Source organism: Halorubrum sp. SD612 (assembly GCF_002135005.1).
The window spans coordinates 1-11,773 of record NZ_NEWI01000094.1 but is presented as its reverse complement, the minus strand read 5'-3'; the positions used below and the strand labels follow the sequence as shown (position 1 = coordinate 11,773).

Here is an 11,773-nt window from a genome sequence, read left to right as displayed (position 1 = left end):
AGCCCGACCGCAACCGCCCCGCACCTCACGCCTCCCCAGCCTCGTCGGCCTCCCTGCGGTCGGCCGACTCCCTCGCACGCGCTCCTCACGGCCGCCGCAAGCGGCCGCTCGGAGGCGCGCGCCACCGTAGTTCAATTTATACATCGACGACATTCTCCCTCACGCCTCCCGCGTCGTCCACTCCACCTCGTACCCCGCCTCGCGTACCGCCTTGAGGACGCGGTCGACGTGGGCAGGGCCGTTCGTCTCCACCTCGAAGACGAGGTCGGCGTCGCCGACCGGCAGGTCAGGTCGGCTGCGCTCGTGGCGCACGGTCCGGATGTTCGCGCGCTCCGCGCCGATCAGGGTGCTGATCTCCCCCATCGTCCCGGGCGTGTCGTCGATCCGGACGGAGAGCTCGATCAGCTGGTGGCGGTCGACGAGGGCGTGCGTCACCACCTCCTTCAGCGTCGTCACGTCGATGTTGCCGCCGCAGAGAAGCGGGACGACGGTCTCGCCGCCGAGGTCGAGATCGTCGACCGCCTCGTCGTTCAACAGGGCGGCCGCGGCGGTCGCGCCCGCGCCCTCGACCATCTGCTTCGCGCGCTCCAAGAGCAGGAGGATCGCGTTCGCCACGTCGTCGTCGCTCACGACGACCGCCTCGTCGAGGTGTTCGTCGAGGAGTTCGAAGGTGAGGTCGCTCAGCCCGCCGGTCGCGATCCCGTCCGCGATCGTGTCGGGTTCGTCGCGCGTCACGAGTTCGCCGGCCGCGAGGCTCTCCGAGAGCGTCGACGCGCCCTCGGTCTGAACGCCGACGACCCGCGTCTCGGGCGACCGGGCCTTGACCGCGGTTGCGACCCCGCCCGCGAGCCCGCCGCCCCCTACGGGGACGAGGACGGTGTCGACGTCGGGCACCTGGTCGAGCACTTCCAGGCCGAGCGTCCCCTGTCCCGCGACCACGTCGGGGTCGTCGAACGCGTGGACGAACCGCGTCCCGGGGTCGTCGGTCAGCGTCCGAGCGTGCTCCATCGCCGCGGGGAACGCGCTGCCCCGGAGGACGACCTCGGCGCCGTACGCGCGGGTGGCCTCGATCTTCGCCGCCGGCGCCGACTCGGGCATCACGACCGTCGCGTCGATCCCGGCGTCCGCCGCGGCCAGCGCGACGCCCTGTGCGTGGTTGCCCGCGCTCGCGGCCACGACGCGCTCGATCGGGACCTCCGCGGCGCGCTCTCCGGACCCGTCTATCGCCCGCGAGATCGCGTTGTACGCGCCGCGCGTCTTGAACGAGCCGGTGCGCTGGAGGTGTTCCATCTTGAGTCGCACGTCGGCGCCGCACCGCTCGCTCAGCGACCGGCTCCGCTCGACGGCCGTGCGCTGGACGATGTCGGTGCCGGCGAGCCGCTCGGCGGCGGCCTCGACGTCGTCGATCGCGACTGGGGACATAGCGGAGCCGTTCTCGGGGCCCCACGAAAAGGACTCGGTTACGGAACGCCGGTACCACCCACGGGTCCGCACCGCTCCGCGCCGACCCGCGCCCGCTATCGCTTCCCGAGCGCCTCCTCGAAGACCCGCTGCGCCCGCTCGTACCCCTCGTTCCGGTCGACGATCGGGTGCAGGTAGTCGGGCGCCAGCTCCTCGCGCTCCGCCCGCGAGAGGTTCGGCCAGTCGACGACCTTCTCCGCCGGCACGTCGGCCAGCTCCGGGACGTACGCCTTCACGAATTGGGCGCCGTCGTCGTACTTGCTCATCTGGCTCACCGGGTCGAAGATGCGCACGTCGACGGAGTCGGTGCCGGTGGAGGCGGTCCACTGCCACGCGCCGTGGTTCGAGGCGTAGTCGTGGTCGATCAGCTGCTTCGTGAAGTAGCGCGCGCCGCGCCGCCAGTCGATCAGGAGGTGCTTCGTGAGGAAGCTCGCGACCACCTGCCGCGGCCGGTTGTGGATGTACCCCTCCTCGTTCAGCTGTCGCATTCCGGCGTCGACGAACGGGTAGCCGGTCTCGCCGCGCGTCCACGCCTCGAAGGCGTCGTCGTCGTCGCGCCACGCGATCTCGTTCGGGAACGACTTGTAGTTCGACACGGCGAGGTCCGGGTTGTAATACAGCAGGTGGTACATCTGCTCGCGCCACGACAGCTCGTACCGGTACTTGTCGACGTTGCGGCGCTCCCCGCCGGTCACGGCGTCGTACACGTCGCTCGCGCCCGCCCACAGCTCGCGGACCCCGATCGCGCCGGTCGCGAGGTACGGAGACATCCGCGAGACCGCGTGCGTCGGGGCCTCGACGGCCCGCGCGAGGTCGTCGCGGGTGTCGTTGTACGAGGTGATCCCGTAGTCGAGGAACTCGTCGAACCGCTCGCGGGCGGCCTCGTACCCCGCGTCGGGGAGGTCGATGTCGGCGTCGGGCTCGGGGACGGTCTTCCCGTCGCGCACGTCGGCCAGCGCGGCCGCGTCCGGCTCCGCGTACGGCCCGCGCTTCGGCACGGTCTCCCAGTCGCCGTGGAACTGGCTGTGGTTCGGATAGCGCGCCTCTAGCCGACCGGGGTCGACCAGCACGATGTCGGTCCGCGAGTCGGTGTCGACGCCTTCGCCGGCGAGCGCGTCCTCGACCGCCCGCTGTCGGTTCCGACGGGCCGCTCGGTACTGCTCGTTGTAGAACACCGCCTCCGCGTCGTATTCCGCGGCGAGGTCGACGAGGACCGCTTCCGGGTCGCCGGCGCGGACGATCAGGTCGCTCCCGAGTTCGCGGTACCGCTCCTCCAGTCGCTTCACGTGGCGGAGGAAGAACGCGCGCTGCCGCGCGCCGACCGTTCCGAGCAGGTCGGCGTCGTACACGAACACCGGCACGACTTCACCGTCCCGAGCCGCGGCGGCGAGCCCGGCGTTGTCCCGCGTTCGAGCGTCTCCTCGGTGCCAGAACAGGCGCATACGAACTCTAAGGGCGCCAGCGGATAGTGTCTGTCGCCGGCGTCTCGGCGCGCCGCCGTCCCCGCCTCCGCCAGTACGTTCAAGACGCTCCGTCACAAATCCTGACCTGTATGACCCGACGCGATCCCTTCGACGAGATAGAGGAACTGTTCGAGCGGATGGGCCGCGAGTTCGAGGAACTCGGCGGCACGCTGGAGGGCACCGGCCCCGAGGTCCCGCGGTTCCCGGGGGCCCGCGACGTCGACGTCGACGTGGTCGAAGACGACGAGGCGATCACCGTCGTCGCCGACCTCCCCGGATTCGACGCCGACGACGTGGATGTCGAACTGCGCGACGACGCGCTCGTTATCAGCGGGTCCCGCGAGGAGTCGAGCGAGTTCGATATCGCCGAAGAGGACGGTGCCGACGATCCGGACGACGGCGAGAGCGGTCCGGCCGACGTCCGCTACCACCGGCGCGAGCGCCGGCGCAGCTCCGTCTCCCGTCGGGTTCCGATCCCCGAACCCGTCGAGGCCGACGCGGCGGCGGCCTCCTTCGACGCCGGCGTCCTCACCGTCACGCTCCCCAAGCGCTCGCCCGACGACGACCGCGGGCACACGATCGACGTCAGCTGAGCCGCGCTCGCGTCGTCGGGTGTGACAGGGGGTGCGCCGCGGCCGGGATACCGGAATCCGCCGCCGCGAGATAGCACGCGTCAGTCGCTATTTAACACCTCACGGCTCCTCTCTGTCGGTATGAACACGACGAATCCCTTCGACGAGATTGAGCAGTTCCTCGGCCGCACCCCTTTCGGGGGCGAGCGGGCTCGGGGCCGCGACCTCCGGACCGCCGACATCGACGTCGCCGAGTACGCCGACGAGTTCGTCGTGATGGCCGACCTCCCGGGGTTCGATCGCGACGAGATCGACGTCCGAGCCCGCGACGACCGGCTCGCCATCGCCGCCGAGCGCGACGCGGAACGCGAGGACGCAGACCGGCGATACATCCGACGCGAGCGGCGCCACGAGTCCGTCACTCGGACCGTCGGCCTGCCGACGAACGCCCGTCTCGACGACGCCACCGCGACGTACCGGCACGGTGTCCTCACTGTAACGGTCCCGATCGATGTCCTCGACGCGGACGAGGGACGCCGGATCGACGTGAACTGATCCGCCCGGCTCGACCCCTGCCTCTCCGCCGATGCTTTCTCCACGCACACTGTGCTATCGACTCACATGAACGACGGCGACCGCACGGCCGAACGACGCGACCTCGTGAGCGCGCTCCGACGGCGTCTCGACGTGAGCGAGCAGACGCTCTCGGCGATCGGAGCCGTCCCCCGCCACGAGTTCGTTCCCGAGGCGCATCGCGAGTCGGCGTACGCCGACCGGCCGCTCCCGATCGGCCACGACCAGACGATCAGCGCGCCGCACATGGTCGCACTGATGACGGATCTCCTCGACGTCGAGCGCGGCGACCGCGTCTTCGAGGTGGGGACTGGCTGCGGCTACCACGCCGCGGTCGTCGCCGAGGTCGTCGGCCCGGGGAACGTCCTCTCCGCCGAGCGGGTCCCGGAACTGGCCGCCGCCGCCCGCGAGCGCCTTGCCCGTCTCGGCTACGACGTGGCCGTCGCGGCCGCCGACGGCCGAGAGGCGTTCCTCGACGAGGCTCCGTTCGACGCCGCTTACCTCACCTGCGCGGCGCCCGAGGCGGTTCCGGACGCGGTCGTCGACCGTGTCCGGGCGGGCGGCCGCGTGGTCGCCCCCGTTCGCGAGGGTGGTCGCCAGCGGCTCGTCCGACTGACGCTCCGCGAGGGCGGCATCGACCGCGAGGACCACGGCGGCGTGCGGTTCGTCCCGATGCGATAGTCGGCCCGCCGAACGCACGGTTTTAGAGGACCGAGTCCCGAGACTGCGCATGGACGACGCGTCGCTCAGGGCGGACATGATCGAGGGGCTCGAACACCAGATCGGCGAGCCGATCGAGCCGCCCGTGCTGACCGCGCTTCAGCGCGTCCCGCGCGATCCCTTCGTCGACGACTCGCCTCGCGGCGGCGCCGTCGACGGAGACGACCCGCACTCGCTCTCGCTCCCGACGCTGGTCCGTCTCGTCACCGCGCTCGACGCCGCCGAGGGCGACTCGGTCCTCGTCGTCGGTGCGGGGATCGGCTACTCGGTCGCGATGCTCGCCGAGATCGCCGGCGCGCGGCGCGTCCACGCGGTCGACATCGACCGCGCCGCCGTCGCCGCCGCGCGGTCGAACCTCGACGCGGCCGGTTACGGGGCGGTCCCCGTCGACCGCGCGGACGGCGCCGACGGACTCCCCGCGTACGCGCCGTACGACCGGATCCTCCTCGAAACCGCCGTCGTCGAGCCGCCGCGTTCCCTCAGGGACCAGCTCGCGCCCGACGGGCGAATCGCCTACCCGCGCGGCGCCGGCGTCCAGACGGTCGCCGCGATCGAGCCGTCCGCCGGGGGTCCCGACGCGGGCGACGCCATCGCGTCCGGCGCCGGTACGGACGACGATCCGGCGCCTGACGGCTTCGAAACGGTCGAGACGCACGGGCCGGCGCGGCTCCAACCGATGCTCGTCGACGGCGAACAGCCCGGAACGGAACGGAACCGAACTCGGCGGGAGGACGCGGAGCGCGCCGAGCGCAGCCGGCAGCGACGGCACGGCTGGGAACAGGACTGGATCGACTGGGACAGCCGGCTTTAACCGACTCTCCTCCGCCGCTCGCGGCGTCACTCCTCGACGACGAGCACCTCGGTGTTCCCCCGCTCGTCGACGTAGTCGCCCTCCGCGGGCGGCTTGATGTCTATCGTGAGCGTCCCGTCCGCCTGATTCGGCCCGAGTTCGGGGTCGACGTCGACGGTCGCGACCCCGTCCTCGGTCGTCTTCGCGGTGACGACGCCGTCGATCTGCGCAGAGCCGCCCCGGACGATGACCGTCGCGTCCGCGATCCGAGAGCCGTCGGGGTCGACGACGGCGACGTCGACCGACTGCTCGCCGGGCGTGGTCACCTCCGGCTGGGGCTGCGCGTCGAGCTCCGTCGCGGCCAGCCCGTCGATGTCGCCGATCATCCCCATCATCACGCTGAGGCTGGCGACGCCGACGACGAGCGCGATGACGAGGCGGACCGGGAGCCCCTCGATCGCGCGGGTATCGGTGCTGAACGTCCGGCGGTTCGCGGTGCGCGAGTCGTGTGTTCGATCGGACATATGCCGCGCTGGCCGCGGTATCTGATATAAACGATCGGACGATCCGGGCGGCGCCGCGGCGGACGCCCGAGAGACGCGCCCGACGACCGGGACCCGATCCGGCTCCCGGCGCTTTTTGTCTGATGCCGAGGCCACCCGGCCGCGTGTACGTACTCGGCCGCGACGACGGGACCGACCGTACTGAGGGGGCTGACCGCGGCGACTGCGCCGACCTCCGTGACAGTGCTCACCGCGACGGTGACCGTCCGCCTCACACCGCTCGGATCGGCTCTTTCCTCGCCCGCGACGGCAGCGCCGGCGCTCCGGTCGGCGTCGACCTCGACCGCCCACACGCGGGCGTCGTGTTCGGGAAGCGCGGCACCGGGAAGTCGTACACCCTCGGCGTCCTCGCCGAGGAGCTGGCGGACGCAGGCGGTGTCGCCCCGGTCGTCGTCGACCCGATGGGCGTCTTCGCCGGCCTCGAAGCGGCCGGCGGACGGACCGTCGACCCCGCGGTCCGTCCCGCCTCGATACCGCCGTCGGCTTGGCCGAACCTCCTCGGCCTCGCCCCGGCGAGCGGCCCCGGAACCCTCGTCTGGCAAGTCGTCGCTGACGCGGTCGACGACGGATCTGGAGAGGCGACGGACCGTAACGCCGCGAGCGGAACGACCCCCTCGCCGTCGCTCGCGGCGCTCCGCGAGGCGGTCGACGCGGCCGACGCCCCGGCGGAGACGCGTCGCGCCGCCGCGAACCACCTCCGGCTGGCGGCCTCGTGGGGAGTCTTCGACGCCGATGCGCCGCCGGTCGCGTCGCTGGCGGCCGACGGCGACCCCGCGGTCCTCGATCTCGCCGGCGTGCCCGACGCCGCCGCGGCGGCCGTGGTCCGCGCTGTCGCTCGCGGGCTCTACGACGCGCGGATCGCGGGCGATCTCTCCCGGCTCCCGTGGCTGCTCGTCGACGAGGCGCACGCCTTCTTCGACGGGGTGGCCGACCCCGCGCTCCGGACGCTCCTCACGCGGGGCCGCGCGCCGGGCGTCTCGCTGGTCTGTGCGACCCAGCGTCCGGCCGCGCTCCCGAGCGTCGCCGTCTCGCAGTCCGACCTGCTCGTCTCCCACCGGCTCACGGCGGCGCGCGACGTCGAGCGACTGGCGGCGGCGGAGGCGACGTACCTCGCCGGCGACCTCGAATCGCGGCTTCCCGAGGGCGTCGGCGAGGCGCTCGTCGTCGACGACGCCACAGAGACGGCCCACACGGTCCGGATACGGGAACGCCGGACGCCGCACGAAGGCGAGAGTCCGCGCGCGAGTCGGCTATCGGACCCCGAACCGCACTGACGGGTCCAGAACGCACAAGCCGCGCCGGAAATACGCTAGCGCATGGACCGAACGCCGTACGGATTTCTCCTCGTCGCGACCGGGGGCTTCCTCGGTGCGGTCGCCAGACACGCCGTCGACGCGGGGGTCGCCGGCGTCCTCACCGCGGCCTCGTCCGGCGACCGCCTCATCGCTCTCGGCGGCGTCCCGCCCGGCGCGGGGACGCTGGTCGCGAACGTCGTCGGCTCGTTCGCCCTCGGTCTCCTCCTGACTCGCGCGTCGAGCGACCGGGTCCGGCTGCTCGTCGGGACGGGCGCGCTATCCTCGTTCACGACGTACAGCACGTTCGTCGCCGACGCCGTCGCGCTCGGAACGACCGCCGGCGCGGGATACGTCGCCGGTAGCTACGCGGCCGGATTCGCCGCGGCCGCACTGGGGCTCGCCGTCGGGAGGCACCGGCGATGAGCGTCTCGCCGCTCCTCGCAACGGCGCTCGTCGGCGTCGGCGGTGCGCTCGGCGCGGCCGGCCGTCACGCCGTCGGGCTCCGTATCGAGGGGCGCCGGTCGGTCCTCCTCGTCAACACCCTCGGGAGCCTCGCCCTCGGAGCCGTCTCCGCCGCGCCGATCGGATCGGCGGCGACGCTGCTGTTCGGCGTCGGCTTCTGTGGCGCGTTCACGACGTTCTCCTCGTTCGCGGTCGGGACCGTCCGGACGGCGAGCGAGACCGGTGTTCGCGCCGCCGCGACGCTCGCGGCCTCGAACCTCGCGGCCGCGCTGGCCGCGTTTGTCCTCGGTTCGTCTCTCGCCGTCGCGGTCGCCGGCTGACGGAGGCTCACGGCGGCCGGGCCGTTCCTCCCCGACAAGCGACAAGTACAGGCTCCCCCAGTTCCTATGCGAGTGCGTGACCGACACCGACCGCTCCGTCGACGGCGAGTCGACCGCTCCGGCCGACTCGGGTGGTCCCGCTGACGACGTTACCCCCGAGGACGTCCCCGACTTCGGCGACCTCTCGATCCTCCAGCGCGGGTTCGTCGCCGCCGCGCAGAACCCCTCGCGCGGGCTGCTGGTCGTCGGCCTCTTCGTGTTCGCGCTCGCCTTTTACGCCGCGTTCTGGCTGTCGTTCCCCGGCGCCGCCGGACTCCTCACCGCGATCGCGCTGATCGTCGTCGTCGTCGCCGCGGCCGTCTACTGGCTCCTCGACCGCCTCTCCCGCTGAGCGGCCCCCTCGCCCGGATCGCTTTCGCCCGTTTCATTGGGAACGGCTCCCCTCGACGGTCTCACGGCCGCGGCTCGTAGAACCCGCGGAGCGGTCGACCGAACGCGGGGGCGAGCGTCGCCACCGCCTCGCCGACCAACACGTCGCGGTCGGCGAACGCCGGTTCCACCTGCGCGCCGAGCGCCACGTCGCCCGCGGCGTCGCTCTCTAGGTACCCGCGGACGGTGACGAACTCCCGCTCGCGCTCGACGACGTACCGGTCGCCGTCGATGAACGGCCCGTAGGTGTCCGGGTCGACGTCGTCGACGTACGACTCGTAGAAGTTCGCGGCGTGCTTCCGCACTGCGACCGGCGGCCCGTCGTGGCGCGCGACCGCCGGTCGCTCGGTCACCTCCAGTTCCGCGTACAGCGCGGCCCGCGTCGACTCGACGGCTGCGGCGCGCTCGGGCACCTCCCGGTCGCCGCTCCCCCCGTCGGCGTCGCTCCCCCCGCCGCCGTTCCTCGTTCCCGCTGCGTCGGTCATGGCGCGCGCTCGGAGCACGTCGAACCCGTGATCGTTGAGCCCGCCGACGATCCCGTCCAGCGATCGGCGGAGCTGCGGCCACAGCTGGTCGTCGACCACGTCCGGCGCGTCGAACACGACCGCGACCGGCGTCGTTCCCCGTCGGTCGAGATGCGCTCGCACTTCCTCGGGGTCGAGCGGTTCCGGTTCGTCAGGCTCGAAGAGCGCCTCGCTCGGGGCCGCGAGCAGCTCCCGCGCGTAGTGCTGGAAGCGTGCGAGGTTCGTCGCCGACAGGACCGCCGCGACGTTCCGCGTCGGGTCCGTCGGATCGACGACGACGAGGGGATCCTCGAACGTGCGCTCGGCGTGCCCCTCTGGGTCGAACTCCACCGGGGGGTGCCAGCTCCGCGCCGACTCGACGAGCGGGACGAACCCGCCGAGCTCCAAGACGAGCAACTCCGTGAGGTACCCCGAGAACCCCTCGGTGCGGAGGTCGCTGCCGTACGCGCCGATCCCCTTCAGGAACGCCTTCGCGAGCACCACGTCCGCGGCGAGGTCGTCGTCGAGCCGCGCAGAGAGGTACGCGTCGTGGAACGGGGTGCGGTCGACCGCGGAGACCAGATCCCCCGCCGTCTCCACGTCGTGACAGGGGACGAGGTCCACGTCGAACCCCTCGTAGTTCCCCTTCACGTACGGGTGTTCGGCGTACTCCTCGTGGCCGTCGGGGAGGACCGCGTGCCCGACCGCCAGCCCGTACTCCTCCAGCTCGGCGCGGTCGAGATCTGCGTCGAACCGGACGAACAGGTCGATGTCGCGGTCGCCCGCGACCCACGTGCCCCGCGCCGTCGACCCGACTTGGACCACATCGGCGCCGACGGGGAGGTCGGCGATCGCCTCGTGGGTCCGGTCGGTCAGTGCCGTGGCCGCCGCTCGCAGTCGCTCCCGCTCTTCCGGCTCGGGAAGGACGCGCTCGCGGACCCGTGACAGCACCGCCTCCAGATCGTCCATACCGAACGGTCTCGCGGTCCGGCCGAAAACGTGTCGGTCGGATCGGCGGCGCGGCGGGCCGACGGAGCGCCGCCGCCGTCCCGCGGTCCGGCCCGTCGGCTTCCGCGCCGTCGGGCGGAAACGAAAGCCATATCAAAAGGACGCGAGTACCCGAGAACAGGCCGAAGTAGCTCAGTTGGTAGAGCGCCTCGCTGTTAACGAGGCGGTCCCAGGTTCGAGTCCTGGCTTCGGCGCCTCCCTTCGTACGTTTCTCGTCTATGCTCTCACCAGACCGTAGTCCTATTTTGCTCGTTTCCGCTCTGACTGAGTATGCCGAATCGAAGCGAGCAATTTGCTTCACTCGAGGAGCCACAGAAGCGCGGCCAAGCGGCCGAAGCGATCGTAACTGATACTTATCGAAGATGCTGGTGACACACAGATGACTATCCGGTACGAGCGGTCAAACATAACATATCAAAAACATCAATTGGCACGAGGATTACCATCTCAACGAAACATTAGCTTCGCTTGGTTCCAACCCGATAGGATAAAGAGGAACCGAGAGACAAATCGATCCGTGGCGGGCCTTTAGCTTAGTCCGGTTAAAGCGACTCGCTCATAACGAGTTGATCGCCGGTTCGAATCCGGCAAGGCCCATTCCGGTTTTTCACCGATTCCCCGCTGTATCTGGCCGTCTACTCCTGCTGGAGCGTCACGTCGGTCGCGGTCTCGTTCGCGGGGTCGTCGCTCACCGGACCCGACGTGTCCCGGATACCGGCGGTATCCGCGATCGCCGGCGAGATCCGTCACGGAGCGGTTAACGCGGGAGGGGCGCACGGTGCCCGAGCCGACGCGACGACGACTACTCCAGTAGCCCGACCAGTTCGTTCACGTCTTCGACCACGGCGTCCGCGCCGTTACCGGCGAACTTCTCGCGCCCCGCCTCGCCGGTGAGCCCGCCGGTGAGGACGCCAACCCCGTAGTAGACGCGCGTCTCGTCAGACTCGTCGGCGTTGCGTGCGGTCCGCACGTCGTCGAGGGTGTCGCCCGCGAACGCGACCCGCCCGGCGCCGAACCGCTCGGCGAGCTCGACGAGCGCCCGCGGGTGCGGCTTCCCCTCTTCCCAGTCGTCCATCGTGAACCGCCGGTCCTCGGGCACGTCGAGGCCGACGCGGTCCAAGGCGATGTCGGCCTCGGCCGCCGGCCGCCCGGTGAGGACGCCCACGTCGAACCGCCCGGTGAGGTCGGCGATCGTCTCGGGGTCGACGAGCGTCGGCTCGTCGTGGATGTACCCGTCGGCCTCGAACGGCGGCTCGCCCCCCTCTAACTCGCGGTACAGCTCGCTGCCGAGGTACAGCGCCTGAAACGTCTCGCGGAGCGCGTCCCGGTCCCACTGGTCGCGGACGCGGGCCTGTGCGACTCGCGGGAGGTCGCCGACGACCTCCTTGGCGGCGTCGAGCCCGCCCCCGAGCTCGCGGATGCGCTCGGTGAACTCGTCGACGTCCATCCGGAGCCCCTCGCGGCGGGCCAACACGAACAACGCCGCCGCGTCGGTCAGCTCCCAGTCGTTGTTGAACCCGCCGGCGTCCTTGAACGCCTGGACCGCGTCCGGGTCGATCGGCTTGCCGCAGACCCGGTCGACCGATTCGAGGATCGCCCGACGGTAGGAGTCCG

The 11,773-nt window shown here is 71.4% G+C and carries 13 protein-coding genes and 2 tRNA genes; 10 read left to right on the top strand and 5 right to left on the bottom strand.

The window, feature by feature from the left end; translation table 11 throughout:
- Positions 1-159: 159 nt before the first annotated feature.
- Positions 160-1,422, bottom strand: coding sequence for a threonine ammonia-lyase (gene ilvA, locus B9G38_RS11205; RefSeq protein WP_086220426.1), 1,263 nt, complete (start codon positions 1,420-1,422; stop codon positions 160-162).
- 95 nt (positions 1,423-1,517) lie between these two features.
- The gene (locus tag B9G38_RS11200; protein WP_086220425.1) at positions 1,518-2,903 is read right to left on the bottom strand and encodes a deoxyribodipyrimidine photo-lyase; all 1,386 of its coding nucleotides are present in this window, start codon (positions 2,901-2,903) and stop codon (positions 1,518-1,520) included.
- Between the two features lie 110 nt (positions 2,904-3,013).
- On the opposite strand from B9G38_RS11200, the gene B9G38_RS11195 reads away from it, so the two are divergent.
- The 4 genes from B9G38_RS11195 (at position 3,014) to B9G38_RS11180 (ending at position 5,600) form a co-directional block, all read left to right on the top strand.
- Positions 3,014-3,517: an Hsp20 family protein gene (locus tag B9G38_RS11195; protein ID WP_086220424.1), complete on the top strand. Its 504-nt coding sequence runs from the start codon at positions 3,014-3,016 to the stop codon at positions 3,515-3,517.
- A gap of 120 nt (positions 3,518-3,637) precedes the next feature.
- A complete protein-coding gene (locus B9G38_RS11190) occupies positions 3,638-4,051 on the top strand; it encodes an Hsp20/alpha crystallin family protein (RefSeq protein ID WP_086216297.1) in 414 nt (137 codons plus the stop codon).
- A gap of 66 nt (positions 4,052-4,117) precedes the next feature.
- Complete coding sequence (locus B9G38_RS11185; protein WP_049931436.1) at positions 4,118-4,750, top strand: protein-L-isoaspartate(D-aspartate) O-methyltransferase; 633 nt, start codon at positions 4,118-4,120, stop codon at positions 4,748-4,750.
- A 49-nt stretch (positions 4,751-4,799) separates the two neighbouring features.
- The gene (locus tag B9G38_RS11180) at positions 4,800-5,600 is read left to right on the top strand and encodes a protein-L-isoaspartate O-methyltransferase (protein WP_086220423.1); all 801 of its coding nucleotides are present in this window, start codon (positions 4,800-4,802) and stop codon (positions 5,598-5,600) included.
- A gap of 26 nt (positions 5,601-5,626) precedes the next feature.
- On the opposite strand, the gene B9G38_RS11175 is transcribed toward B9G38_RS11180, so the two are convergent.
- Complete coding sequence (locus B9G38_RS11175) at positions 5,627-6,103, bottom strand: Ig domain-containing protein group 1 domain-containing protein (RefSeq protein ID WP_086220422.1); 477 nt, start codon at positions 6,101-6,103, stop codon at positions 5,627-5,629.
- Between the two features lie 143 nt (positions 6,104-6,246).
- On the opposite strand from B9G38_RS11175, the gene B9G38_RS11170 reads away from it, so the two are divergent.
- The 4 genes from B9G38_RS11170 (at position 6,247) to B9G38_RS11155 (ending at position 8,610) form a co-directional block, all read left to right on the top strand.
- Positions 6,247-7,416 (top strand): ATP-binding protein, encoded by a 1,170-nt coding sequence (locus tag B9G38_RS11170; RefSeq protein WP_394334921.1) that lies wholly within the window; start codon positions 6,247-6,249, stop codon positions 7,414-7,416.
- A gap of 42 nt (positions 7,417-7,458) precedes the next feature.
- Positions 7,459-7,860, top strand: coding sequence for a CrcB family protein (locus B9G38_RS11165; RefSeq protein ID WP_086220420.1), 402 nt, complete (start codon positions 7,459-7,461; stop codon positions 7,858-7,860).
- Entirely contained in the window at positions 7,857-8,219 is a 363-nt protein-coding gene (locus B9G38_RS11160) for a CrcB family protein (RefSeq protein ID WP_086220419.1), read from the top strand. The genes B9G38_RS11165 and B9G38_RS11160 overlap by 4 nt, the downstream gene beginning before the upstream one ends.
- A 76-nt stretch (positions 8,220-8,295) precedes the next feature.
- Positions 8,296-8,610, top strand: a complete 315-nt coding sequence (locus tag B9G38_RS11155) for a hypothetical protein (RefSeq protein ID WP_049931442.1) — start codon at positions 8,296-8,298, stop codon at positions 8,608-8,610.
- Between the two features lie 61 nt (positions 8,611-8,671).
- Here B9G38_RS11155 and cca read toward each other — a convergent pair whose 3' ends face one another.
- A complete protein-coding gene (gene cca / locus B9G38_RS11150; RefSeq protein WP_086216291.1) occupies positions 8,672-10,120 on the bottom strand; it encodes a CCA tRNA nucleotidyltransferase in 1,449 nt (482 codons plus the stop codon).
- Between the two features lie 160 nt (positions 10,121-10,280).
- Here cca and B9G38_RS11145 point away from each other — a divergent pair.
- Both B9G38_RS11145 and B9G38_RS11140 read left to right on the top strand, forming a co-directional pair.
- Positions 10,281-10,353 (top strand) — tRNA-Asn (locus B9G38_RS11145).
- Between the two features lie 328 nt (positions 10,354-10,681).
- Positions 10,682-10,756, top strand: a tRNA-Ile gene (locus tag B9G38_RS11140).
- Positions 10,757-10,961: 205 nt separating this feature from the next.
- On the opposite strand, the gene B9G38_RS11135 is transcribed toward B9G38_RS11140, so the two are convergent.
- The coding region (locus tag B9G38_RS11135; protein WP_086220418.1) for a TIGR01548 family HAD-type hydrolase at positions 10,962-11,773 on the bottom strand (812 nt) is incomplete at its 5' end.